The 25,218-nt window shown below is 48.1% G+C and carries 19 protein-coding genes, 1 tRNA gene and 1 pseudogene; 16 read left to right on the top strand and 5 right to left on the bottom strand.

What is annotated here, in order from left to right; genetic code table 11:
* Positions 1–60 precede the first annotated feature (60 nt).
* Positions 61–585: pseudogene (locus AC3CIC_RS11515) on the bottom strand (YjbH domain-containing protein); the annotation flags it as partial.
* A gap of 203 nt (positions 586–788) precedes the next feature.
* Here AC3CIC_RS11515 and galE point away from each other — a divergent pair.
* Together galE and AC3CIC_RS11505 are read left to right on the top strand one after the other, a co-directional pair.
* Entirely contained in the window at positions 789–1,808 is a 1,020-nt protein-coding gene (galE, locus tag AC3CIC_RS11510; protein ID WP_488514664.1) for a UDP-glucose 4-epimerase GalE, read from the top strand.
* Positions 1,809–2,055: 247 nt separating this feature from the next.
* Positions 2,056–3,222, top strand: coding sequence for a nucleotide sugar dehydrogenase (locus tag AC3CIC_RS11505; RefSeq protein WP_488514663.1), 1,167 nt, complete (start codon positions 2,056–2,058; stop codon positions 3,220–3,222).
* 63 nt (positions 3,223–3,285) lie between these two features.
* Here AC3CIC_RS11505 and folD read toward each other — a convergent pair whose 3' ends face one another.
* Both folD and AC3CIC_RS11495 read right to left on the bottom strand, forming a co-directional pair.
* A complete protein-coding gene (gene folD, locus AC3CIC_RS11500) occupies positions 3,286–4,140 on the bottom strand; it encodes a bifunctional methylenetetrahydrofolate dehydrogenase/methenyltetrahydrofolate cyclohydrolase FolD (RefSeq protein WP_016961004.1) in 855 nt (284 codons plus the stop codon).
* A gap of 501 nt (positions 4,141–4,641) precedes the next feature.
* Positions 4,642–5,829 carry an MFS transporter gene (locus AC3CIC_RS11495; RefSeq protein ID WP_488514662.1) on the bottom strand — a complete coding sequence of 396 codons (1,188 nt, stop codon included), beginning with the start codon at positions 5,827–5,829 and terminating at the stop codon, positions 4,642–4,644.
* Positions 5,830–6,424: 595 nt separating this feature from the next.
* Between AC3CIC_RS11495 and AC3CIC_RS11490 the strand changes: the two genes are divergently transcribed.
* From AC3CIC_RS11490 to AC3CIC_RS11445, 10 genes are all read left to right on the top strand, one after another.
* Positions 6,425–6,501: transfer RNA gene (locus AC3CIC_RS11490), tRNA-Arg, on the top strand.
* 496 nt (positions 6,502–6,997) lie between these two features.
* Entirely contained in the window at positions 6,998–8,299 is a 1,302-nt protein-coding gene (gene tig / locus AC3CIC_RS11485) for a trigger factor (protein ID WP_488514661.1), read from the top strand.
* A gap of 107 nt (positions 8,300–8,406) precedes the next feature.
* Positions 8,407–9,030, top strand: coding sequence for an ATP-dependent Clp endopeptidase proteolytic subunit ClpP (gene clpP, locus AC3CIC_RS11480; RefSeq protein ID WP_016961008.1), 624 nt, complete (start codon positions 8,407–8,409; stop codon positions 9,028–9,030).
* Between the two features lie 138 nt (positions 9,031–9,168).
* Positions 9,169–10,449, top strand: a complete 1,281-nt coding sequence (clpX, locus tag AC3CIC_RS11475) for an ATP-dependent protease ATP-binding subunit ClpX (RefSeq protein ID WP_016961009.1) — start codon at positions 9,169–9,171, stop codon at positions 10,447–10,449.
* A gap of 159 nt (positions 10,450–10,608) precedes the next feature.
* On the top strand, positions 10,609–12,972 hold the full coding sequence (gene lon, locus AC3CIC_RS11470) for an endopeptidase La (RefSeq protein ID WP_016961010.1): 2,364 nt from the start codon (positions 10,609–10,611) through the stop codon (positions 12,970–12,972).
* A 206-nt stretch (positions 12,973–13,178) separates the two neighbouring features.
* Positions 13,179–13,451 carry a nucleoid-associated protein HU-beta gene (gene hupB / locus AC3CIC_RS11465; RefSeq protein ID WP_017004308.1) on the top strand — a complete coding sequence of 91 codons (273 nt, stop codon included), beginning with the start codon at positions 13,179–13,181 and terminating at the stop codon, positions 13,449–13,451.
* A 208-nt stretch (positions 13,452–13,659) separates the two neighbouring features.
* Entirely contained in the window at positions 13,660–15,549 is a 1,890-nt protein-coding gene (gene ppiD / locus AC3CIC_RS11460) for a peptidylprolyl isomerase (RefSeq protein WP_488514660.1), read from the top strand.
* Between the two features lie 162 nt (positions 15,550–15,711).
* A complete protein-coding gene (locus AC3CIC_RS11455) occupies positions 15,712–15,999 on the top strand; it encodes a ComEA family DNA-binding protein (RefSeq protein WP_488514659.1) in 288 nt (95 codons plus the stop codon).
* Between the two features lie 232 nt (positions 16,000–16,231).
* Positions 16,232–16,828: a 5'-deoxynucleotidase gene (yfbR, locus tag AC3CIC_RS11450; RefSeq protein WP_016961014.1), complete on the top strand. Its 597-nt coding sequence runs from the start codon at positions 16,232–16,234 to the stop codon at positions 16,826–16,828.
* Positions 16,821–18,176 (top strand): anti-phage deoxyguanosine triphosphatase, encoded by a 1,356-nt coding sequence (locus AC3CIC_RS11445; protein WP_488514658.1) that lies wholly within the window; start codon positions 16,821–16,823, stop codon positions 18,174–18,176. Before yfbR ends, AC3CIC_RS11445 begins: the two co-directional genes overlap by 8 nt.
* A 186-nt stretch (positions 18,177–18,362) precedes the next feature.
* Here AC3CIC_RS11445 and AC3CIC_RS11440 read toward each other — a convergent pair whose 3' ends face one another.
* Positions 18,363–18,989, bottom strand: coding sequence for a tRNA-uridine aminocarboxypropyltransferase (locus AC3CIC_RS11440; protein WP_371733645.1), 627 nt, complete (start codon positions 18,987–18,989; stop codon positions 18,363–18,365).
* Between the two features lie 49 nt (positions 18,990–19,038).
* On the opposite strand from AC3CIC_RS11440, the gene rrtA reads away from it, so the two are divergent.
* Positions 19,039–19,614 carry a rhombosortase gene (gene rrtA / locus AC3CIC_RS11435; protein ID WP_488514657.1) on the top strand — a complete coding sequence of 192 codons (576 nt, stop codon included), beginning with the start codon at positions 19,039–19,041 and terminating at the stop codon, positions 19,612–19,614.
* A gap of 42 nt (positions 19,615–19,656) precedes the next feature.
* On the opposite strand, the gene AC3CIC_RS11430 is transcribed toward rrtA, so the two are convergent.
* Positions 19,657–20,871, bottom strand: coding sequence for a pyridoxal phosphate-dependent aminotransferase (locus tag AC3CIC_RS11430; protein ID WP_488515907.1), 1,215 nt, complete (start codon positions 20,869–20,871; stop codon positions 19,657–19,659).
* Between the two features lie 390 nt (positions 20,872–21,261).
* Between AC3CIC_RS11430 and AC3CIC_RS11425 the strand changes: the two genes are divergently transcribed.
* The 3 genes from AC3CIC_RS11425 to menH are packed head-to-tail and all read left to right on the top strand — an operon-like array spanning position 21,262 to position 25,191.
* The gene (locus AC3CIC_RS11425; protein ID WP_371733647.1) at positions 21,262–22,578 is read left to right on the top strand and encodes an isochorismate synthase; all 1,317 of its coding nucleotides are present in this window, start codon (positions 21,262–21,264) and stop codon (positions 22,576–22,578) included.
* Positions 22,575–24,362, top strand: coding sequence for a 2-succinyl-5-enolpyruvyl-6-hydroxy-3-cyclohexene-1-carboxylic-acid synthase (gene menD / locus AC3CIC_RS11420; protein WP_488514656.1), 1,788 nt, complete (start codon positions 22,575–22,577; stop codon positions 24,360–24,362). Before AC3CIC_RS11425 ends, menD begins: the two co-directional genes overlap by 4 nt.
* On the top strand, positions 24,334–25,191 hold the full coding sequence (menH, locus tag AC3CIC_RS11415; protein ID WP_488514655.1) for a 2-succinyl-6-hydroxy-2,4-cyclohexadiene-1-carboxylate synthase: 858 nt from the start codon (positions 24,334–24,336) through the stop codon (positions 25,189–25,191). The genes menD and menH overlap by 29 nt, the downstream gene beginning before the upstream one ends.
* The last annotated feature ends 27 nt before the right edge of the window (positions 25,192–25,218 follow it).

The raw sequence follows: 25,218 nt of genomic DNA, 5'->3' as shown, positions 1-25,218 counted from the left end.
AAAATGGCGCTCAATCGAGCGCCATTTTTATTTTCGGGTCAGTGCGGTTATTTACGCTTGTTACTTGTTCGTAAATTCAGCCGCTGGGTATCTCGCGTCAGTCATGCTATATAGGCTGTACTTACGACTCAGCATCTGACCGCCATCGCGAGACAAAGGCGTCCAGCCGATCAATGCACGGTTGGCACTTGGTTTCACGGTGAAAATGTCAAACGGGATCGAAATATAGAAGCCCTTGTTAAAGCTTCCTTCCCCGAACTGCTCCGCCGACAAGTTGGTTTTCGCCATGTAAGCGCCAGCAATCACGCCACTGTCGAATTGCTTCGACACATCCAACGTCACGCCTTTGTCTTCAGCCAAATACTGCCCCACACTCGCCTTGATCAGCAAATCATCAAACCAGCTCCATTCAGGGCGATAATACGTTGTGAAATGGCCAGTTGGCGTACCGGTTTGAACATTGTAGTAACGGCCTGTTGTCGGGTCGTAATGGCGCTCTTCCGTGAAAATTCCAAACTCGGAATTCGGGTCGCGCTGCGCCACATAGTTCAAATCCATCCCGAATGCCCAGTTGCTCTTAAGTGGATGCCCCGTCCTTGAATAAATTGACATTTAGGCGGCGTTCTTATCAGTAGTAACCATGACAGCGAGCTACAATCAAAGGCAGTGCAAGCACGCTTGCGTTTATCTGAATAGTAAGATGCGTATAATGCTCATTAGAATCAAAGCCCAAAGTGTGATTTAAGAAAAACGACGGGCATAGAATTAATCATCATTTAGGAACAAGAATGAACGTACTCGTTACTGGCGGCATTGGCTACATCGGAAGTCACACCTGCGTACAAATGATTGAAGCTGGGTTGAACCCTATCCTTGTGGATAATCTTCATAACAGTAAGTTTGCTGTGCTTGAACGTATAGAAAAACTTACCGGTAAGCGTCCAACGTTTTACCAAGGTGATGTTCGCGACAAGGCTTTTCTTGCTTCTGTTTTTGAAAAAGAAAACAACATCAAAGCAGTTATTCACTTTGCGGGCTTGAAAGCGGTGGGTGAGTCGGTTGAAAAGCCGCTGGAATATTACGACAACAATGTAAACGGCACACTGGTGCTGGTGGATGCCATGCGTGATGCGGGTGTAAAATCAATCATCTTTAGTTCGTCGGCCACTGTATACGGCGACCCAGCCTCTGTGCCTATTCGTGAAGATTTCCCAACTTCTGCGACTAACCCGTATGGCCGAAGCAAGTTAATGGTCGAAGAGTGTTTAACGGATTTCCATCACGCCAATCCAGATTGGAGCATTACGCTGCTGCGTTACTTCAACCCTGTTGGCTCACACAAATCCGGTGAAATGGGGGAAGACCCACAAGGCATTCCAAATAACTTGATGCCGTTTATTTCACAAGTGGCTGTCGGTCGTCGCGAGTTTTTGTCGGTATTTGGTGATGATTACCCAACGCCAGATGGCAGTGGTGTGCGTGATTATATTCACGTTGTTGATTTGGCAAATGGCCATTTGGCAGCGCTGGATAAAGTCGGTCAGAAAGCAGGCTTGCACATTTATAACCTCGGCACAGGCGACGGTAAGAGCGTATTGGAAATGGTTGCGGCCTTTAGCCAAGCCAGCGGCAAAGAGATTGCCTATCAAGTGGCGCCACGTCGCGCGGGCGATATCGCTGAGTGCTGGGCTGACCCAATCAAAGCGCAAACTGAACTGGATTGGAAAGCCACCCATACGCTTGATGACATGGTAACGGATACTTGGCGTTGGCAGTCAAACAACCCGAATGGTTATCCTGATAAGTAAGAGCAAGGTCCTAGGAAAAGAAGGTCCTAGGACCTGCTCTTCCCTAGGATCTAGAACCTGCTCAGTTTTTCCGCTTCGTTTCCTCCTTTCCTCGCTACGACAACATCATCAAACCTCAAAATAAACGTCAGAAAAGCGTCATGTTCTATATTTAAGATTGATGGTGTGATGGATATGCAAATGAGCTCGTCTAGGTGCGTTCATTTTGTCGTTTCTGCACTTTTCTTTGCAGAGCATGGAGCGTTGAATGAAGATAGCGGTAGCAGGAACGGGCTATGTTGGTCTTTCTAATGCCATGCTCCTCGCGCAGCATAATCATGTGGTTGCCGTTGATATTGTGAAAGAGAAAGTCGATATGCTGAACAATGGTGTGTCGCCGATTATTGATAAAGACATCGAGCATTTTTTAACGAAAAAAGAGTTACGCTTTTACGCCACGTTAGATGACCACGAAGCCTATGCGTGGGCTGACATTGTGATTGTGGCAACACCGACAGACTACGATCCTGTCACCAATTTTTTTAATACGTCTTCCGTTGAGGCGGTCATTCAAGAAGTGGTGTGTTGCAATCCTCATGCACTCATTGTGGTGAAATCGACAGTACCAGTGGGGTTTACGGAAACCGCAAAAACCCACTATCAGACAGAAAACCTGCTTTTTTCACCGGAGTTTTTGCGCGAGGGGCGAGCGCTGTATGACAACCTGCATCCTTCTCGTATCATTATCGGTGGGCAAACAGAGTTTGCGGAGTTGTTTGCAAACCTGTTGTTAGAAGGTGCAGAAGACGAGAATATCCCTGTTCTGTTTACCCATTCCAGCGAAGCCGAAGCCGTTAAGCTTTTTTCAAATACCTACCTTGCCATGCGTGTTGCTTACTTCAATGAGCTTGATTCTTATGCTGAAGCTTTGGGGTTGGATTCTCGAGAGATCATTGAAGGGGTGTGTTTAGACCCCCGAATTGGAAGCCATTACAACAATCCGTCGTTTGGTTACGGTGGATATTGCTTGCCGAAAGATACCAAGCAGTTGTTGTCGAATTACAATTCGGTACCCAATAACATTATTGGGGCGATTGTTGAGGCGAACCGCACGCGTAAAGACTTCATCGCGGAATCCATATTAAAAAGAAAGCCGAAAGTGGTGGGTATTTATCGTTTGATCATGAAAACAGGCTCGGACAATTTTCGTGCGTCTTCCATTTTAGGCGTGATGAAACGTATCAAAGCAAAGGGCATTGAGATTGTGATTTATGAGCCTGTGTACACGGGGAGAACATTGTTCAACTCAGAAGTGCTCACCGATCTTGATGCTTTTAAACAGTGCACCGATGTGATTGTGTCGAACCGTATGGATGACGCCTTGCTGGATGTTGAAGACAAGGTGTACACAAGAGATTTGTTTGGCGCAGATTAAATACAAAAAGAAGCGAGCAGGAATGCTCGCTTTTGTTTGATCTTGGCGAAGCCGTTTCAGGGCTTACGAATGAAACTGCTCACACGCCAGTAGCGTATTTTCAATCAATGTGGCCACTGTCATTGGGCCAACGCCGCCAGGTACAGGAGTAATGTGGCTGGCTTTCGTTTTGGCGACATCGTATTCCACGTCACCCACCAGTTTGCCATCTTCCATTCGGTTAATGCCCACATCAATCACGACTGCGCCGGGTTTGATCCAATCACCAGGAATAAAATTAGGTTTACCAACAGCTACGACCACGAGATCGGCTTGGCGAATATGCCCTTCGAGATCTTTGGTGAAGCGGTGACATGTGGTGGTGGTGCAACCTGCGAGCAGAAGCTCCATGGTCATCGGACGACCCACAATGTTTGATGCGCCAACCACGACTGCGTGCATACCACGAAGCGGGATGTTGTAGCGATCAAGCAGCGTAATAATGCCTTTCGGTGTGCATGAGCGAAGCTTAGGAATACGCTGACACAGGCGACCAACGTTGTAAGGGTGGAAGCCATCCACGTCTTTCTCTGGGTGAATACGCTCAAGTACGTTAGTTGCATCCATTTGCGCCGGAAGAGGCAATTGAACCAGAATGCCGTCGATTTCGTCGTCTGCATTTAGCGTATCAATCAATGCCAGCAAATCGGCTTCGGGCGTGCTTGATGGGAGATCGTAAGACTTAGAGATAAAACCCACTTCTTCACAAACGCGACGCTTGCTGCCGACATAGACCTGTGACGCGGCATCATCACCGACGAGAACAACAGCCAATCCTGGCGCTCGCAGGCCCGCAGCCTTTCTTGCTTCGACGCGCGCGGCAACTTCTTGTCGAACAGTTTGAGAAATGATTTTTCCATCAATAATTTGAGCGGCCATGATTTTCCTTTGGCAAAGATACAGACGGGAAAGAGGCCGTATTTTGACAAAAAAAATGTGACATGGCTATAGCGCAAACGTTTGCGCTACGCTCACTTTATTTTTCCTGTCCCAGAAGCGTCAATAAGTGGTTCAGATGCGGGTGAGGTTAAGTTCGCGGTGAGCATATCCATGGCGAAGCGGCTTTTTGTTTGTGTTATTTGCGGGGTGCTGTGATTAATCGAAGCATTTCAAGTGTGAAATTATACTTTTTGTCGATAACGCATGTTATGTGATTTAAAACGAAGACGTTAGGCAGAAACTTGAGAGGTTTTTGGTCGTAATGACCCAGTAAATGCCAGAATAAGCCGCCAGTCACTCGGTATAACCTGGGTTATATGTGTCTATGCGTTTGAAGGTAAAAACAGCATAAAAAAGCAGGTCTATAAATACAGACCTGCTTTTTATTTGATTTGCCAAGCATCAGCCAAATCCTGACGACCCTAGAACCCTAGAACCCAATTACAAATCTACCGGCATCACGTCATCGACACCATTCGCACCACGACGGCGGTTGCGCTTGGTGGATACCAGCATGTAAATGAGAGTAGCAGCGAAACAAATAGCGAAATAGAACATCAAACCGCTTTCTGTGTTCATTGCTTTGCCTGCCAATACGGGGCCAATCACGGAGCCTACGCTGTAGCTGAGTAGCATCAACTCTGCTGCTGCCACAATTTTCGACTCACTCACTTTTCGGCATGCAAGGGTAATGGCGACCGGGTAGAGTGCAAATGCTGCTGCGCCGAGTAGAAATAATCCCGCCATTAAGCCAGCATCCACGGTCGCGATTTCAATCATCGCGATAGCCAGGAGGCCAGCAAAGCAAAACATGGCCATTAACAGTGCTTTTTCTACGCGTGAATTTAGCCAGCTCACAAGTGGCTGTACTGCCATGCCACCCAAGATCACGATAGCCATCAACATGCCCACCTGGTTGTGGCTGTAGTGTTGCTCTAGATCGAGCGGCAATAACCCGTAGATAGAACCCAACACCAAGCCTGACACAATGCAGCCAATGTAGGCAGCTGAGGGTAAATCTCGCATTTCACGTAGCTTGATGCTCGAATGTTCAACGATTTTTGGCTGACCTTTTTTGAAAATCAGCGGTGGCAGCATGGCAGCAGAGAACAGGGTGGCAACGACCATTAATGGCATCGCGCCTTCGGTGCCAAAGAAACCAATGCCCAGTTGACCTAACGCCGAACCGCCATACAGAGACGCCATATAAAGACCTAGGCGCTTTGCACGTGCTTTTTCAGTATCAGCCATCAATAGCCATGATTCGATCACCACGAAAACGCCGGCAACGGCAATGCCTGCGAGAAATCGTGAGACGAGCCAAACAGCAGGTGAGGCAATAGTGGCCATCATGCCGACTGTCGCCACGATAGCAATTAAGAATGCAACTAGCGCATTGCGGTGACCAAACTTACCCACGATACGTGCACTAATGAGTGCGCCGCCCAACAGGCCAGCGTAAAACACACTTGCAAGCCAAGAGGCGAGATCGACCGACATCCCTCTTGCACTCAGCGCAAGCGGGATCAGGCTCATCAGGAAACCTGAAGCGACGGCAAATAGGCTCAGGCTAATAACAGGCACGAGTGGGCTGTTACCTTCAGTCCGTATTTCGAGGGTCTGTTGCAATGCGTTTTCTCTATCGTAATGACTTAAAATGAAAAAAACCTGCTCAAAGTGAGCAGGTTTTCTATGTTTGTTGGCGTGATTATTATTTCGCCAGTCTAAAACGTAAAGTGAGATAAACTGTTCGTGTTAATCGATTTTATTTATCGTCATGACTATTCAAAATTCTGCATACGATTGGGCCTGCGAGTCAGGTATTTCCGGTTTCCTGCTCGCGTTTTCCCATTTTTATGCACGCGTTGGCATGCAACTGACAATGTAGATTCCACGTTATTTATCCCAACTAAAACAAAGAGGACGGATCCGCACAATGAAGAGCGCTTGTTGGGCATCGTCTAAAGCGATGATCGCGTTTGATTCTGTCGTTAGCTAAACGATGAATGCTGACGGGAGCTGGAGCGAATGTGACGCCTTGGATTTTTCTGTCTTGAGGCATTGTGGACATGATTGGGTCGTGTAATGGTGTGGTTTGAATAGAATTAGCAGTGACTATGCTTGTTTATTAGGCATTTGATATCAAAGCGTGAGGAAAAGCGTTGACGCAGTGTCTATGACCCTTATAATCCGGCTTGCATTTGCACACTAGTGTGAATCAAGTGCGCCCTTAGCTCAGTTGGATAGAGCAACGGCCTTCTAAGCCGTGGGTCACAGGTTCGAATCCTGTAGGGCGTACCAATTTCCTTCCCCGAGTTCCTTTGTTCGTGTCACTCTCCTAAATAGTCAGACTCCTTGTTCCCGAATAGATTTCTGGGAAGAGCAGGTCCTAGATCCTAGAAAAAGCCAAAAGCCGTATTCCAGTATTCCAGTTTGGCTCCAGATTCCGCTTAGTATCATTCCTTAGGACCTAGGACCTAGGACCTTTGCCCTTTGCCCTTTGCCCTTTGATTTTTTGCGCTTTCCCCCTTGAATTCCATTTTCACGCCCCAATCTCACAGAAACACGACGATGGACCCAGCCTGTCTCGACTCGGCAGGGCAGTGTCGCTATAATGGCGCGTCTAAAAAACCACACCTCGTATTTTGAGGTTATTTGATACAAGCGTTTTATCGCTTTGTACGCAAATTCACAGGCGCTATGGCGATTGAATCGCTGTAGCACGAAAGGATGCTACCGGCTGGAGCCGGGCAACATCACTCAGCTAATCTGAGTAAGTTTTGAGGTTAAATATACAATGCAAGTTACCGTTGAAACCACAGAAGGCCTGCAGCGCCACCTGAATATTACTGTTCCAGCAGCAAACATCGAAGATGCAGTGACTGCTGAACTACGCAACATTGCTAAAAATCGTCGTTTCGATGGTTTCCGCAAAGGCAAAGTGCCTTTGAAAATGGTTTCTCGTATGTACGGCTCAGCAGTACGTAACGACGTGATGGGTGAAGTGATGCAGCGTCATTTCATCGAAGCTATCATCAAAGAAAAAATCACCCCAGCAGGCGCACCGACTTTCACTCCAGTTGATGTTGAAGAAGGTAAAGATCTGGTATTCAAAGCGTCTTTTGAAGTTTACCCAGAAATCGCACTGAAAGATCTGGACAAAGTTGAAGTGGTTAAGCCACAAGCTGACGTTAACGAAGACGACGTTGCTGAAATGATCGAGACCCTGCGTAAGCAACAAGCGGGTTGGGCAGACGTTGAAGCACCAGCTCAAGCTGATAGCCGCGTCACTATCGACTTCATCGGTTCTATTGATGGCGAAGAGTTCGAAGGCGGTAAAGCAGAAGGCTTCGCGCTGGCTATGGGTCAAAACCGTATGATTCCAGGTTTCGAAGACGGCGTTGTTGGTAAGAAAGCAGGCGAAGAATTCACGATTGAAGTGAGCTTCCCTGAAGATTACCACGCTGAAAACCTGAAAGGTAAAGCAGCGAAGTTCGACATCACACTGCACAAAGTTGAAGCACAAGAACTGCCAGAATTGACGGCAGAGTTTGTTGCGCGTTTCGGCGTTGAAGACGGTAGCGTTGACGGCCTGAAAGCAGAAGTGCGTAAAAACATGGAACGCGAACTGAAGCAAGCTGTGAAAAACCGCATCAAAGAGCAAGTGATCGACGGTCTGGTTGAGAAAAACGACATCGACGTGCCTTCTGCTCTGATCGACCAAGAAGTGAATGTTCTGCGTCAACAAGCGGTTCAGCGTTTCGGTGGCAACATGGAAAACGCACCTGAACTTCCACGTGAGCTGTTCGAAGAACAAGCGAAACGTCGCGTTGTTGTTGGTCTGCTACTTGGTGAAGTGATTAAAGCTGAAGAGCTGAAAGCTGATGAAGATCGTGTGAAAGCACTGATTGAAGAAATGGCTTCTGCTTACGAAGATCCATCAGAAGTGGTTTCTTACTACGCGAAGGATCAGCGTCTAATGGAGAACATGCGTAATGTTGCTCTTGAAGAACAAGCTATCGACGCTCTGTTAGCTAAAGCACAAGTTTCTGAAAAAGCACAAAGCTTCTCTGAGCTGATGAACCCAGTTCAAGCATAAGTGCTAGAATTGTAGAGTGGACATTTGACTTAGAATTCACTCTTCTGATAACAATGGTCCGAATGAAGTATATTCATCCGGGCCATTTATTTTAGGGAAATAACACTATGAGCTTTCAAGAAAAAAACGGAATGCCTTCTATTATTGATGCGCTAGTGCCAATGGTGGTTGAGCAAACCTCCCGCGGTGAACGTTCTTACGACATCTACTCACGTCTGCTGAAAGAGCGCGTGATCTTTTTGACCGGTCAGGTTGAAGATCACATGGCGAATCTCGTTGTTGCGCAGTTGCTGTTTCTCGAATCAGAAAACCCAGAAAAAGATATCTTCCTTTACATCAACTCTCCAGGTGGTTCAGTTACCGCGGGTATGTCTATTTATGACACGATGCAGTACATTAAACCTAACGTGAGCACAGTATGTATGGGCCAAGCGTGTTCGATGGGCGCATTTCTACTGGCTGGTGGTGCGAAAGGTAAGCGTTACTGTCTGCCAAACTCACGTGTGATGATCCACCAACCGCTGGGCGGCTTCCAAGGCCAAGCGTCGGACATCCAAATCCATGCGCAAGAAATTCTGACCATCAAGAACAAGCTAAATAGCTTGCTTGCTGAGCACACTGGTCAGCCGCTGGAAGTGATTGAGCGTGATACCGATCGTGACAACTTCATGGCTTCGCAAGATGCGGTAGACTATGGCATAGTTGATTCGATATTAAATAAGCGCGATTAATTTTTTAGTTCTGAGATAGTTAGGGGTTTATCCCCCATTTATTTTGGAATTGGGTCTTGCGGCTGTCGGAAATTTCCGCCGAGTTGATATAGACTCAGATCATGGCAAACATGGGCGAAAGCCTAAAGAGGTTAGCGAATGACAGACAAGCGAAAAGACGGTGGCAGCGGCAAACTGCTTTACTGCTCTTTCTGCGGCAAAAGCCAGCATGAAGTACGCAAGTTAATTGCTGGACCTTCTGTTTATATCTGCGATGAGTGTGTTGACCTGTGTAACGACATCATTCGTGAAGAAATAAAAGAGGTCATGCCTAAGCGCGACAGCAACGAACTTCCGACACCACAGGATATTCGTTCACACCTTGATGACTATGTCATCGGTCAGGACAGAGCGAAGAAAGTGCTCTCTGTAGCGGTTTATAACCACTACAAGCGTCTGAGAAATGGTGATACGACGGCGGAAGGTGTTGAGCTAGGTAAGAGTAACATCTTGCTGATTGGTCCAACCGGTAGCGGTAAGACTTTGCTTGCTGAAACGCTGGCGCGTTTTCTGGATGTTCCGTTCACAATGGCTGATGCAACCACACTGACCGAAGCGGGTTATGTGGGTGAAGATGTCGAGAACATTATCCAGAAACTGCTTCAGAAATGTGACTATGACGTAGCCAAAGCAGAGCGTGGAATTGTCTATATCGATGAAATCGATAAGATCTCACGCAAGTCTGACAACCCTTCAATTACACGTGACGTGTCGGGTGAAGGTGTACAACAGGCGCTGTTGAAACTGGTTGAAGGCACCATCGCTTCTGTTCCACCGCAAGGTGGCCGTAAGCATCCACAACAAGAGTTCTTGCAGGTTGATACCTCTAAGATTCTGTTTATCTGTGGCGGTGCATTTGCGGGTCTCGACAAAGTGGTTGATCAACGCATCGCAAAAGGCAGCAGTATTGGTTTTGGTGCGGAAGTTCGCTCTAAAGACCAAGAAGCAACCCTGAGTGATTTGTTCAGCAAGGTTGAACCGGAAGATTTGGTGAAATATGGCCTGATCCCTGAGTTCATCGGTCGTCTGCCTGTGACGGCGACGCTGACCGAGTTGGACGAAGATGCGCTAGTACAAATTCTGCGCGAGCCTAAGAACGCACTGACGAAACAGTATGCTGCGTTGTTGGAGCTTGATGGCGTTGAACTAGAGTTCCGTGATGACGCGTTAACGGCGATTGCTAAGAAAGCAATGGATCGTAAAACGGGTGCTCGTGGCCTGCGTTCAATCGTTGAAGCTGTGTTGCTGGACACCATGTACGATTTGCCTTCGAGCAAAGACGTCTCCAAAGTGGTGATCGACGAATCTGTGATTAAAGGCGAATCTGAGCCTTTGCTTATTTATGAAGCAGCAGAGAGTCAAGCAGCGGGTGCGGAATAAGTCCTACTATGCGTGCGGTTAAATAGCTTATTTAACCAACAAATTATAAAAAAAAAGGGAGCGCTCGCTCCCTTTTTTACATTCTGCTTGGTATGCCGTTGAATCCTGACAAACTATCCCCATATACTCATTAGTATCTAAAACGGAAGAGAGAAAAATATGAACTTGGAGCGTTCCGAGCGCATTGAGATTCCGGTCCTGCCTTTGCGTGACGTGGTTGTTTATCCTCATATGGTTATTCCACTATTTGTGGGAAGGGATAAATCTATCCGTTGCCTTGAAGCAGCGATGGACAATGATAAGCAGATTCTATTGGTTGCGCAGAAAGACGCGGCAACTGATGACCCATCCATTGCTGATCTGTATGAAGTCGGTACTGTGGCCTCAATCCTGCAGTTGCTAAAATTGCCTGATGGCACGGTCAAAGTGCTTGTTGAAGGTTTGCAGCGTGCAGAAATTAAAAAATTCCGCGAGGATGATTTCTTCATTGCTGATGCTCAGTACACCGAAACGCCAGAAATGGATGAGCGTGAGCAAGAAGTGTTGGTGCGTACAGCCATCAGCCAGTTCGAAGGCTTTATTAAGCTGAACAAGAAGATCCCGCCGGAAGTCCTCACTTCGCTAAATGGTATTGAAGAAGCCGCGCGTTTGGCGGATACCATTGCTGCGCACATGCCATTGAAGTTGCATGACAAACAGCAAGTGCTCGAAATTGTGGACATCGCTGAGCGCCTTGAATTTTTGATGACCATGATGGAATCAGAAATCGATCTGCTACAAGTTGAGAAGCGCATTCGTAGTCGCGTGAAAAAGCAGATGGAAAAGAGCCAGCGCGAGTATTACCTCAATGAGCAAATGAAAGCTATCCAGAAAGAACTGGGTGAGCTGGATGATGCACCAGATGAATTCGAAAGCCTGAAGCTGAAGATTGAAGAATCGAAAATGCCTCAGGAAGCCAAAGAGAAGACAGAGCAAGAGCTGCAAAAGCTCAAGATGATGTCTCCTATGTCGGCGGAAGCGACCGTTGTGCGTAGTTATATCGATTGGATGGTCAGCGTGCCATGGTCGAAGCGCTCGAAAGTGAAAAAGGATTTGGCGAAAGCTGAAGAGATCCTTAACTCTGATCACTATGGTCTGGAGCGCGTCAAAGAACGCATCCTTGAGTATCTCGCGGTACAAAACCGTATCAACAAGCTGAAAGGTCCAATCCTTTGCTTGGTAGGCCCTCCTGGTGTGGGTAAAACCTCTCTGGGTCAGTCGATCGCCAAAGCAACGGGCCGTAAATACACCCGTATGGCATTGGGCGGCGTGCGTGACGAAGCGGAAATTCGTGGTCACCGTCGTACTTACATTGGCTCATTGCCGGGCAAGCTTATTCAGAAAATGGCTAAAGTGGGCGTGAAAAACCCATTATTCTTGTTGGATGAAATCGACAAGATGTCTTCAGACATGCGCGGCGACCCATCGTCTGCTTTGTTAGAAGTGCTTGATCCTGAACAAAACAATGCGTTCAATGACCATTACCTGGAAGTCGATTACGATCTGTCAGATGTGATGTTTGTGGCGACGTCGAACTCCATGAATATTCCCGGTCCTTTGCTTGACCGTATGGAAGTGATTCGTCTGTCGGGTTACACCGAAGATGAAAAACTGAATATTGCTAAGCAGCACCTACTTGATAAGCAAGTGCAGCGTAACGGCCTTAAGCCAAGCGAAATCACGATTGAAGATTCCGCCATTGTTGGCATCATTCGTTATTACACGCGTGAAGCGGGTGTGCGTAGCCTTGAGCGTGAGATTTCTAAACTGTGTCGTAAGGCAGTGAAAGAAATTCTGTTAAACAAAGAGCTGAAATCGATCACCATTAATCAGGAAAACCTGAAGAAGTATCTTGGTGTACAGCGTTTCGACTTCGGAAAAGCAGACGAGAGCAACCGTGTGGGTCAGGTAACGGGCCTAGCGTGGACATCAGTGGGCGGCGATCTGCTGACCATCGAGACTGAATCAATGCCGGGTAAAGGCAAGCTCTCACAAACCGGTTCGCTGGGCGATGTGATGCAAGAGTCGATTCAGGCTGCGATGACCGTGGTGCGTACTCGTGCTGAGAAACTGGGCATCAACAACGACTTCTACGAAAAACGTGATATTCACGTACACGTACCAGAAGGCGCAACACCGAAAGATGGGCCAAGTGCGGGTATCGCAATGTGTACTGCGTTGGTTTCTAGCTTGACGGGTAACCCTGTACGCTCTGATGTTGCCATGACAGGTGAGATCACGCTTCGTGGTGAAGTGTTGCCGATTGGTGGTTTGAAAGAAAAACTGCTTGCTGCACACCGTGGTGGTATTAAAACGGTCATCATTCCAAAAGAAAACGAACGCGATCTGGAAGAAATCCCAGATAACGTGAAAGCGGACCTAGATATCCATGCTGTGCGTTGGATCGACGATGTTCTGACCCTTGCATTGCAGAACAACCCGCTCGGAATCGAGCTTGTCACCGCTAAAAAGAGTGACGCGTAGCAAAAATAAGCAACGCAAAGGGCTGACAGTCAGTAAAAGGCTTGTCAGTCTTTTTTTTGAGGGCTAAGTTAAGAGAAACGTTGCAAGCCCTTAATTCATAACAGCTACAGCGTTTTACAGCCTTGTTTTGATAACAAAGGCGATGACTAATTATTCGCCACCGCAAAAAATGGGATTTGTGGTTCGTTTGTAAAGGGGATGAAAAAGTGAACAAGTCGCAGTTAATTGATAAAATCGCAGAAAATGCAGATCTGTCTAAAGCTTCAGCAGGTCGCGCACTAGACGCACTGATCGATGCAGTATCAGGTAGCCTAAAAGATGGCGATCAAGTTGCTCTAGTTGGTTTTGGTACCTTCTCTGTTCGTGAGCGTTCAGCACGTACTGGTCGTAACCCACAAACCGGCGCAGAAATTGATATTCCAGCCGCTAAAGTCCCTGGCTTTAAAGCTGGTAAAGCTCTGAAAGACGCGGTTAACTAATCTTAAATATACCGTTTGCTCTTTGTCGCAGAGAGCCGAGTTTAAGGCTGTAATGTCTGTGACATCAGCGTATAATCAGGCTCAACAGAGTGTAAAGGCGCATCTCGGGATGCGCTTTTTTAGTTTTTAATACTTAAGTTTTAATCTTTAATACTTAGTTTTAATTTTTAAGACGAACGTTTCAATTTAGCAGGAGTAGCGGCACGTTATGATGGAGCGACTACGTGAAGGCGTAAATAGCATCGCGGTTAAGATCATCTTAAGCCTTATTATCTTTTCCTTTGCCTTTGCAGGTGTCGGTGGCTACCTCGCTGGTGGTACTGAGATTCCGGCGGCGAAAGTAGGTGATCTAGAAATTAGCCGTAGCCAATTTGAGCAAGCTTATCAAAATGAGCGCGCGCAGATGCAATCACAGGCTGGAGATTTCTTCTCAACGATGTTGAGCGATCCCAATTATCTGGCTCAATTCCGTCGCAATGTTCTAGACCGTATGGTGAATCAGTCTCTTCTTGACCAAGAAGCTGATCGACTGGGTCTGCGAGTAAGTGATGTTCAGGTTAAACAATCAATCCGAGAAATGCCTGCTTTTTCAAACAATGGCATTTTCAATAATGATTTGTACCTTGCGGCACTACGTCGTAACGGTTTAAGTCCGGATCAATTTGCTGAATACGTTCGCCAAGACATGGTTCGTGAGCAGTTGGTTAACGCGCTGGTAAGCAGCGAGTTTGCCCTAGAAGACGAATTAGAGTCGCTGTATAAGCTTGAAGGACAAACGCGCATGGTGCGTACCTTGACGCTGCCATTGTCTGATTTCTCTGATAAAGCGGAAATCACTGACGAGCAGAAGAAAGCGTACTATGAGCAAAATCCGAGTCAATTTGTTCGCCCTGAGCAATTTAAGCTGTCTTATGTTGAGCTTACGGGTTCAGGCGTTGCTGACGTTGCGGATGTGACCGAAGAAGAAGCTGAAGCTTACTACGACGCGAACATAGCCGCTTACGGCACGTCAGAGCAGCGTAAAGTTAGCCACATTATGATCCAAGGTGATGATGATGCAGCCAACGAAAAAGCACAGGCTGTATTTGCTGAGCTTAACGCAGGTGCGGATTTTGCAGAGCTCGCAAAAACGCGTTCAGATGATACCTTTAGCGCAGAACAAGGCGGTCAACTGGATTGGTTTGACAAAGGCGTGATGGATCCAGCGTTTGAAGATGCTTCTTTTGCACTGGTTAACACGGGCGATGTCACTGATGTTGTTCAGTCTGATTTTGGTTTCCACATCATCAAACTTGATGAGATTAAACCGTCTGATGCGAAGCCTTTTGCTGATGTTCGCGATGAAATTATCGCTCAGTTGAAGCTACAACACGCCGCTGAAAAATTCTACGCACTGTCAAACGAACTGGCTGAGAAAGCCTTTGAAATGCCAGACAACCTTGATGATGCCGCTGAAGCAGTGAATGCGACGGTGAATAAAACGGATTTCATTGCCTTGAACGAACTGTCCGGTGCGCTCGCAAACCCTGCGGTTGTGCAAGCGTTACAAACACCAGAAGTGCGTGAAGATGGCTTGAACTCCGACATCATCGAAATTGCACCAGAACACGTGTTGGTTCTGCGAGTTGATGATGTTCGACCTGAAGCCGTGCGACCATATGAAGACGTGGAAGCGCAGGTGACGGCGATGCTTAAGCGTCAAGATGGCGAAAAAGCAGCGGATGCATTGGCGAATACCTTGCTCGCTGAACTCAACGCTGACAATGATGCAGGCGTTAACGCATCAGGTTACGCATTTGGTGCAGAAAGCGAAGTTAGCCGTGTGTCACCAGAGCGTGAAGTGGTTGAATTGGTGTTTACCATGCCTACACCTGCTGCTGATGCGAGTGAGTATGGTCTGACGCGTGCTGTTAACGGTGATGTTCTGATCGTTGCGCTTGATAGCGTGAAAGAACCGGCAACCGAAGAGATTAGCTTACAAAGCCAGATGGCAGAACGTGTGGCACGTACCACCGCCAATGCTGATCTGAATGCTTTGATTGCACAGCTAAAACAAAAAACAGAGGTCACTTATTCTTTAGACACGGCGGAGCAATAATTACTAATATTTTGAAGTGATTGCATCGCAGTTGTAATTGATAAGTCACATCGACGGGGCGCTTTTAGCGCCCCGTCGTTTTTTTGTACATTGTAATGGAGCCGGGGGAAAGGATTTGTATGCTGGTGAGGACAGTCATTCATACAACCTAAGGAACAGGAAATGATAAAAACTTTCTTTTCAGCATTGGTACTGGCGGCAACGCTAATCATCAGCCCTTTTGCGACAGCGCAAGATGGGGCTCAGGGCGCACCAATTGAAGTGAACATCAACACGGCGGAAGCCGATGAGCTTGATAAGTATCTGGATGGGATCGGTAAATCAAAAGCGCAGGCTATTGTCGACTTTCGCAACGAATACGGTGCTTTCGAATCTGTAGAAGCACTATCAGGTGTCAAAGGGATTGGTAACGCCATCGTAGAGAAAAATCGCGATCGCATTACGCTGTAATCCCCGCTAGGCTGTGTGTCGGGGAGCACCCTCTCCCCAGTCTCATTTAATTTGCCCCCTGCGTTTTGTACTCTTCCCATGCCTTCTGTTATTTGAACCTAACCTTCTGATGCGTGACACTTGAGTGGTTACCGCCTTTATGGGCTGATTTTTCATGTGAAAAGCTTGAGAAAAGATCACTGTGACAACAGAATGGTATCAGTACCCACGTCTCAACTAAGTCAAGGAAGCCATGAGCCAGAAACACAGCCATTTCTTTGCCCATCTCGCGAGAATGAAACTTATCTATCGCTGGCCGTTAATGCGAAATGTGTTCAACGAGAATATCTCTGAACATAGCCTTCAAGTCGCATTTGTTGCCCATGCGCTCGCACTGATTGAAAACAGAAAATTTGGCGGCAATTATTCGCCAGAACGCGTTGCCTTGTTGGCCATGTTTCACGATTGCAGTGAAGTGCTGACGGGGGATTTACCTACGCCAATCAAGTACTTTAATCCGGCTATTGCCGACGAATATAAAAAAATTGAGCGTATTGCGGAAGACAAACTGGTGGCCATGTTACCGGAAGAGTTTCGTGATGATTACCGCCCGTTAATCGACAGCGCGGCGATAGATGCCGAAGACTATCAGTTAGTGAAACAAGCTGATTCTATCTGTGCCTATTTAAAGTGTTTAGAAGAGCTGTCGGCGGGCAACCACGAATTCGAGCAGGCTAAGCGTCGTCTTGAAACCACCATGGAAGACCGTGGCAGTGAGGCGACGGCGTATTTTATGTCAACGTTTGGCGCGAGCTTTGGGCTAACGCTCGATGAGATCAGTGATGAATAAGTTTTTGGTGTCATCGACATGGGAAGCACGGCTGGCAGAAGAGAATAAGAAGCGTCGTAACGATAAGCGCACGGTGTTTCAGCGAGACCGCGCCCGTATCCTTCATTCGGCTGCCTTTAGGCGCCTACAAGCGAAGACTCAAGTGCTTGGGGCTGAGCACAGCGATTTTTATCGAACCCGCCTGACGCATTCGCTAGAAGTGTCACAGATTGGCACGGGCATCGTTGCCCAGCTCAAAGAGAAACAACCAGATTTTAAACCCTTGTTGCCTTCAACCAGCTTAATGGAAAGCTTGTGTTTAGCGCACGATATTGGTCATCCCCCTTATGGGCATGGCGGTGAGATTGCGCTGAACTATATGATGCGCAACGACGATGGTTTTGAAGGTAATGCGCAAACCTTTCGTATCGTGTCATTGCTCGAACCTTATACCGAGCAAGATGGCATGAATTTGGCTCGCCGCACCTTATTGGGACTGCTGAAATATCCGACGTTGTTGAAGCACACTAGACGGCTTCAATTGCCGGAGGATGTGAAAGAGTTTCGCCATCTCAAAGCAGCGTTATGGCATCCCGCCAAGGGCATTTATCAGGATGATACCGATCGCTTTGATTGGGTGTTAGACGGGTTGTCTGACAAAGACGCGAACTTGTTTACGTCTTTAAGACGTGCGCCTGATGATGATCACCATGGCCGATCAAAATATAAATCGCTCGATTGTTCCATCATGGAATTGGCCGATGACATTGCTTATGGCGTGCATGATTTAGAAGATGCCATCGCGATGGGGATTGTTCAGCGAGACCAATGGCAAGAAGCTGTCGCCAGTAAACTGGCCGAATGCGGCGATCCTTGGCTTGAAACCAATATCGGCCATTTGAGTGAGCAGATGTTTGGTCCTCATCATGAGCGCAAAGATGCCATTGGCGCGCTGGTGAATACTTTGCTGACGTCGATTGCCATTGAGCCTGCGGTGCAAGACGGTGTCAGCCGATTCGACGATCCGCTTTTGCAGTGGAATGCCAAACTGACTGACGTGATGCACACCGTACTAGGTGTACTCAAAGCCTTTGTTAGCGAATACGTTGTGCAAAAGCCCGAACTTCAGGTGATTGAATACAAAGGTCAGCAATTAGTGATGGAGTTGTTCGATGCGTTTGATGCCGACCCAAAACGTCTGTTGCCTGTCGCCACGCGTGACCAATGGTTAAAAGATGTGGCTGATGGAAAAACAGGTCGACGCGTGATTGCTGACTACATTTCTGCGATGACAGATGGTTACGCTCAGCGCCTATACGCCACTATGTTTACGGCAGTAAATCAGGAACCCTTGCATCAGATAAGGTAGGAATGGGGGAGTGCAGGTCTTAGGTAAAGAGCAGGTCCTAGGTCCTAGGACCTAGGAAAAGCAGTGCCGTTGAATAATTTACTCGTGCCTGCTTTATTCAACCTCAGAGAATCTCCGCCGAAAGAACTGATGGACAATTCCTTCTAGGACCCTAGGACCCTAGGACCCTAGGACCTTAAGCTTTTTTCATTCGCTTTTCTTCCCATAATGCCGCTCATACACCCCGGGCGGCATTTGGCTTATCTGAAACGCGATCATTCCATCAAACGCATCCAGCAGTGGCTGAAAACGCCTATCATTGCCGCTCATTGCCGATAGCGCGTGATACCCCGCTTCAACCGTTGATAGTCCACCTTCTTTTGGGGACTTACGAATACGGTAATTCCCCTCACTTATTGCATCCAATGTCACCGCAGGTAGCGCGTGAAGGTTGGCAGACAGCTGATACATCTTAAAGGCTTTGCGCCATGTACCATCTAGCAAGATGATGCCGCGAGTTGTATTGGGCTTTCCCTGCCAGAGAGACACAGGGATGGCGTTCTCGGCAGGATAAAGTAACGCAAAGTCGATATTGTCTTGAGCCAGTAGGGTATTGAGCTGCGCATGATCGGAAAAGTCTTCACCCACGAACAACACACAATGGGGCAGTGACAAGGACAAAATACGCGCCGTGCCTATGGGTTGGTCGACTTCAGAAGGGTGTTGAAGCACGATGACAGGCACATCGCTGTCAATACGGGAGATGAAGTGGCAGATACAGGCCTTTTTGGCTTTCCCGCAATGTTCACAATATCGGCTGGCTTTCTTATTCATTACCACGGTACGCTATAACTAAATGAAATCTGGAGAGTTGGAGACACGATTGTCAGTTTCTCGAATATTGGTTGCTTTGGTGGCTCTCACCCTGATTGCCCAAGTTCCCACTGTCCATGAGGCGCTGGTTTGGGATCGCCTTGATATACAAGCGGGTCAGTGGTGGCGAATCGTAACAGGAAACCTTACCCATACCAACGCTATCCACATGGCCATGAACTTAGCAGCCTTGCTGGTATTGGCTTTACTGCATCGCAGATACTATGCGCCTCGTTCGCTGTTAGCCATGCTATGGACCATGATGGTGGCAATTGGTGCAGTGATGTTTATCAGCCCATTCGATTGGTATGCGGGGCTGTCAGGCGTACTTCATGGGTTATTTGTGTTTGGTGTCGTCCGAGACATTCAGAACAAAGTCCCACTGGGATGGGTCATGCTGGTAGGCGTCGCGCTCAAATTGGTTCATGAAGCCTTTACGGGCGGTGATTCGATGACGGCGGAATTAATTGAAGCTGGTGTCGCGTATCAAGCGCACTGGGCAGGGGCTGCTGTAGGCTTAATTTTCGCGTTAGTATGGAAAGAGAGTGCTGGTAAGGATGCTGAGTTCCTAGGACCTAGGACCTAGGACCGCTTTCCAGCGATCCCAAGTCTTTTTGAGCTGTCGTTATTACTGACTATACGTCGACAGGAAGCGTTCAAAGCGACCAATCGCCAGCTCTAAATCATCGACACGAGGCAAGGTCACGATACGGAAGTGGTCTGGTTTCGGCCAGTTAAAGCCTGTGCCGTGAACCATCAATACTTTTTCCTGCATTAGGAAATCCAGCATCATTTTTTCATCGTCATATATCTTGTAGCGCTTAGTATCAATTTTCGGGAACAGATACAGTGCGCCTTTCGGCTTCACACAGCTGATGCCAGGAATTTGATTGAGCAGTTCATGGGCTTTGTCACGCTGTTCAAGCAGACGACCACCGGGCAAGATCAGCTCGTTAATGCTTTGATATCCGCCTAACGCCGTCTGAATGGCGTGCTGCATCGGTACGTTGGCACACAAGCGCATTGAAGACAGCATTTCCAGTCCCGCAATGTAGCTTGTCGCTTTGTGGAGTGACCCAGACAGGATCATCCAGCCAGAGCGAAAACCACATACGCGATAGGATTTAGACAGGCCACTAAAGGTGACACAGAAGACATCCGGTGCCAGTGGTGCAATCGAGTGATGCTGAGCGCCGTCGTACAAGATCTTGTCGTAGATCTCGTCAGAGAAAATAATCAAGTTGTGCTGACGTGCGATCTCAGCGATTTCTAACAAGAAATCTCTGCTATATACGGCACCCGTCGGATTGTTCGGGTTGATCAACACAATCCCTTTGGTTTTTGGTGTGATCTTGGCTTTGATATCGGCCAGATCGGGATACCAATCCGATTCTTCATCACACATATAGTGCACTGGATTGCCGCCAGACAGCGACACTGCCGCCGTCCACAGTGGGTAGTCAGGTGATGGAACCAGCAATTCGTCACCACTATTGAGCAGTGCCTGCATTGACATCACGATCAACTCGGACACGCCGTTACCCAAGTAAACGTCTTCAACGTCTAAATCGAGCATGCCGCGTTTTTGGTAATGCTGAACCACGGCTTTGCGGGCGGAATAAATGCCTTTGGAATCACAATAGCCCTGAGAAGTTGGCAGGTTGCGGATCACATCGACCAGAATTTCATCTGGTGCATCAAAGCCAAATGGGGCAGGGTTGCCGATATTCAGTTTTAGAATTTTGTGGCCTTCTTCTTCAAGGCGCTTTGCCTGCTTCATCACTGGCCCGCGAATGTCGTAACAGACATTATCCAGCTTGGTCGACATCCCGATATCTTGCATCATGATTCCTGAGCTTAAATTTTGGTGTTTGCAGTAAATTACACTAACGAAAAGGCTTATATAAGTAGCTAATAGTAATAAATAACGAAAAAGAGAGAAATCAGTGATTTAATGCCAGTAAACCCATACGTTATGCTAGAACATTCGGTTTTCATCACAATCAATAAGGTTGTAGAATGCGTTTCCAACAGGAAATATTATCGAGTTTGTCGCGAAATGACGTCTGTTGGTGCAAAAAAAGCCACTTTGGTGATATTTTGCCCATAAATCATACTGCATGTTTGGAACATGGTGTGAGCAGAGGTTGAACCGGGGTCTTTTACCCGTGAGTTTCAGCAAACAGCAATACCCAAGGAATCGGGCACTTTGTGAGTATTCAGTGAGGTTAGTTTGACCGATTTAAGCCAAGCGATAGCCCAGCTTGTTGATTCCTTGTCGACACTGTCCCCGATCCCCCATCAGCTTTCGGTGTGTTTTTCATGGCCTGAAGAGGTCGACCCGATTGAATGGCTGGATGCCCAACCTATTTATCCCAAATTCTACTGGCAAACTCGCGACGGTCGCGAAGAAGTGATGGCGCTCGGTCAAGTGAAAACCTTTACCGATCCCGCTGCTGCGGAAAAAGTGTTATCGACTAATCAACGTATTTGGGGTGGCCGTTCATTTGACGGTAGAACCGCGCGCAATCAGCGTTGTTTGCAGTCTTTCTTTTTCTTGCCGCAGATTGAAGTAGCTCGTCAAGACGACACGTGGACACTGACGGTTAATTTGGGTGATGACTTGCTGAAGACACAGGCTGCATTGTCAAAAGTGACCATGGCGCACCCCACATTGTCTCCGCCAGAGTGCCATATTCTGTCTACTGAGCATTCGCCGTCGTTCCCTGATTGGTCTGCCATGATTGATCGTGCTCTGACCCACATCGAACAAACCGATCTGCAAAAAGTGGTCTTGGCGAGAAAAACCTCATTATCGCTCGATCGCCCCGTGTCTGCCGCCCAACTGCTTAAAGCCAGCCGCGACCAGAACCGCGCAAATTTCCATTTCATGTTAGCGCTGGACGAGAAGCACTGCTTTGTGGGATCAACGCCAGAGCGTCTGTTCAACCGCCATGGGCAAGATCTCTCGACGGAAGCCTTAGCGGGAACGATTGGTCGTGGCAAAAGCGCAGAAGACGACCTTGCGCTGGCCAAATGGCTGCTTAATGACAGCAAAAATGTGTATGAAAACCGTTTGGTGGTGGATGACATTTCATCGCGTCTGGCCTCGCATTGCCAGACGTTAACCATTGAAAAAACGCCTCATCTGGTGCGCTTGCGCAAAGTGCAGCACCTAAAGCGCGCGATTGATGCGGCGCTCAATAAAGGTGTGTCGAGCGCAACCTTGCTCGATACGTTGCAGCCGACCGCTGCAATCGCAGGATTGCCGAGAGAAGACGCGGTGGCGTTTATTGTGGAGAACGAACCGTTTGCTCGTGGTTGGTATAGCGGGTCTGTGGGGTATTTGAGTGCAGAATGCAGCGAATTTTGCGTCGCCATTCGAAGCGCTTTGATGATGGGGGATTCTTTGCAGCTTTTCGCAGGCGCGGGCATTGTTCCAGGCTCTGTGGCTGAGAGCGAGTGGAAAGAATTGGACCGCAAAATTTCGACACTTTTAAGCCTGCTCACACCTATCCCTGATTCCACCTTGGAGAAACGAGCAGGATGAATTCAGCTTCTGCAAACATGGCCTCTGAAAACACGGCTTCTTCGAACACAACGGCGTTAAATCAGGTCACGTTAAACCGGATCTGGTCTCGTCTTATTCTGACAGCCCTGCATCGCGCTGGCGTCGTTGATATTTGCATTGCACCGGGCTCTCGCTCGACGCCACTGACCCTTGAAGCTGAACAATTACGCCAAGGTGGCAAGAGCGTTACCTTACATACGCATTTTGATGAACGAGGCTTGGGCTTTCTCGCCCTCGGCCTTGCTAAAGCATCGAACCGTCCTGTTGCGGTGATTGTCACCTCAGGCACCGCCGTGGCTAACTTGTTACCCGCCGTGGCCGAAAGTCGTCTTACTCGCGAAAAACTCATTTTATTGACAGCAGATCGCCCCACAGAACTGATCCAGTGCGGGGCGAATCAAGCTATCAGCCAGAAAGCGATCTTCGGTGAACATGCCGATGGCTTTGCTGATTTGCCCAGCCCCACTGAAAGCATCGCGCCGGGCTGGCTGCTTTCGCTGGTAAGTGAACAATTACATCATCAGGCCGTGAATGGCGGCAGTGTGCATATCAACTGTCCGTTTCCTGAGCCGCTTTATGGCAATGTCGATGATGCAGGTCGTTATCTTGCGCCGATACAAACCTGGCTAACGGGTGATAAGCCTTATCTGACGTTTTCTAAGGCATCCACCTCGCTTGATACCGCACTAACGCAATGGCAAACCTTACAACACAAAAAAGGCGTGATGATTGCCGGTCGGATGACACAAGCCGATCGTCAAGCCGTAGAAGTGTTAGCCGAACGCTTAGGCTGGCCGCTATTGTGCGATCCCCAAGCGGGCAAAGGCTCGGAATTTGCGGGCTTTGACGTTTGGCTGCAAAACCCTGACTGCGTATCTGTGCTCAAGCAGGCGGATTGCGTGTTGCAGTTTGGCGCTCGCTTGGTATCGAAACGCCTTGGCCAATTCATCTCATCTTTTGCTGGGGAATATTGGCTGGTGGATCAGCACCCCGGCAGGCTCGACGCCTCGCACAAACCGGCATATCGTATTGTCGCTAGCCCCTTGCAAGTTGCTGATGCGCTCGCACAAGATCTGGCCGCTTTAGATGGCAATGTGGCGGAAAAAAACTGGGCGAAATCACTGGCCGTCGCGAGCAATAAATACCTCGCACTGCTTCGCCAGCAATGTGAAGCGTCTAATACGCTTTCTGAAAAAACGTTTGCTACCGATTTTGCTCATTGGTTGACGTCAGAGACCGATCTTTTTGTCGGTAACAGCATGGCAATCCGTCTTCTGGATATGTGCTGCTGCTTGCCGGATGTCGCTGTGTTTGCCAATCGTGGCGCATCAGGCATTGATGGTTTGATTGCTACGGCAGCGGGAGTTCAGCGAGCGCGTCAACGTCCGATGCTGTGTGTGCTTGGTGATACGTCCGCGTTATACGATCTGAACAGCTTGGCCTTGTTGGCGCGCAATCCTCTGCCGCTGGTGATAGTGGTTATTAACAACAACGGCGGCGGGATTTTCGACATGCTGCCCGTGCCGGATGCTAAAAAAGATGCCTATTATCGTATGCCCCATGGCGTCGAATTTTCTCATGCTGCAGCCATGTTTAGTCTTAACTACCTCCGTCCGACTTCGTTGCTTGAAGCGCGTTATGCGTGCCTTGAAGTTTTAACTCAAAACGGCACCACGGTCATGGAATTAACCGTGCCCGAAGGTGAGTGCGGACGTGATGTGAAAGCCCTTTTTGATGTCATTGCGCATGCCCATCTTTTCTGAGGATTCGTCTTTACCTTCAATCGGAGCACAACCCGTTTCTGCGTCTGTATTGTCTGCTCGCTTGTTGTCTTCACCGTCAGGCAATGCGAAAGACAAACCTGCGTTAGTGTTTCTCCATGGTCTGCTGGGTAACGGGAAAGATTGGCAAGACGTGATCGACGCGCTCGGCAATGATTTCACCTGCCTAACCATTGACCTCCCCGGCCATGGTGAGAGCCAGCACATTGATGTTGCCGGCTTTGACGATACCTGCGCTTTGATTGCGACAACCATTCAATATCATCTTCATCAACCGTTTTGGTTGATTGGCTATTCTCTTGGCGCGCGCCTTGCCATGTATTTGTCTGCTATCCAACGAGAGAGCGTTGGTGAAGGTGATGCGAGGTTGGCGGGACTCATCATTGAAAGCGGCCATATAGGGTTGCCCCTTCAAGAGCGGGCAGCAAGAAAAGACCATGATGCGCGATGGGCCGCGCGATTTGAGCAGGAGCCCATTGTTGATGTGCTTCAAGATTGGTATCAACAAGCTGTCTTTTCCTCACTAAATCATGAGCAAAAACAAAGTTTGGTGGCTATTCGCAGTGATAACCTCGGAGTCAAAGTGGCCAGTATGTTGCGTGCTACATCTTTAGCTAAGCAGCCGATATTATCGCAAGCACTGAAAAACAGCGGGTTGCCGCTTTATTATTTGTGTGGCGAGAACGACCACAAGTTTGCTGCACTGGCAAAGTATTCGGGATTCGCATTTTTTACCATCCCAAACGCTGGACACAATGTTCATACTGAACAGCCAGCGCTGTTTAGCCAGCACGTAAAAAGGCTGATTTGACATTTAATTGATGAATTAATGGAAGCA

It is taken from the genome of Enterovibrio sp. QJM3NY_24, from assembly GCF_057786035.1.
This window is presented reverse-complemented; position numbering and strand designations above follow the sequence as displayed.

Excerpts from the sequence above, each read along its gene's own strand:
- menD (WP_488514656.1), top strand. The coding sequence starts at position 22,575 with ATGAATTCAGCTTCTGCAAACATGGCCTCTGAAAACACGGCTTCTTCG.
- AC3CIC_RS11430 (WP_488515907.1), bottom strand. The coding sequence starts at position 20,871 with ATGCAAGATATCGGGATGTCGACCAAGCTGGATAATGTCTGTTACGAC.
- clpX (WP_016961009.1), top strand. The coding sequence starts at position 9,169 with ATGACAGACAAGCGAAAAGACGGTGGCAGCGGCAAACTGCTTTACTGC.
- tig (WP_488514661.1), top strand. The coding sequence starts at position 6,998 with ATGCAAGTTACCGTTGAAACCACAGAAGGCCTGCAGCGCCACCTGAAT.
- yfbR (WP_016961014.1), top strand. The coding sequence starts at position 16,232 with ATGAGCCAGAAACACAGCCATTTCTTTGCCCATCTCGCGAGAATGAAA.
- AC3CIC_RS11455 (WP_488514659.1), top strand. The coding sequence starts at position 15,712 with ATGATAAAAACTTTCTTTTCAGCATTGGTACTGGCGGCAACGCTAATC.
- AC3CIC_RS11440 (WP_371733645.1), bottom strand. The coding sequence starts at position 18,989 with ATGAATAAGAAAGCCAGCCGATATTGTGAACATTGCGGGAAAGCCAAA.
- AC3CIC_RS11505 (WP_488514663.1), top strand. The coding sequence starts at position 2,056 with ATGAAGATAGCGGTAGCAGGAACGGGCTATGTTGGTCTTTCTAATGCC.
- folD (WP_016961004.1), bottom strand. The coding sequence starts at position 4,140 with ATGGCCGCTCAAATTATTGATGGAAAAATCATTTCTCAAACTGTTCGA.
- AC3CIC_RS11445 (WP_488514658.1), top strand. The coding sequence starts at position 16,821 with ATGAATAAGTTTTTGGTGTCATCGACATGGGAAGCACGGCTGGCAGAA.
- menH (WP_488514655.1), top strand. The coding sequence starts at position 24,334 with ATGTCATTGCGCATGCCCATCTTTTCTGAGGATTCGTCTTTACCTTCA.
- galE (WP_488514664.1), top strand. The coding sequence starts at position 789 with ATGAACGTACTCGTTACTGGCGGCATTGGCTACATCGGAAGTCACACC.
- lon (WP_016961010.1), top strand. The coding sequence starts at position 10,609 with ATGAACTTGGAGCGTTCCGAGCGCATTGAGATTCCGGTCCTGCCTTTG.
- clpP (WP_016961008.1), top strand. The coding sequence starts at position 8,407 with ATGAGCTTTCAAGAAAAAAACGGAATGCCTTCTATTATTGATGCGCTA.
- ppiD (WP_488514660.1), top strand. The coding sequence starts at position 13,660 with ATGATGGAGCGACTACGTGAAGGCGTAAATAGCATCGCGGTTAAGATC.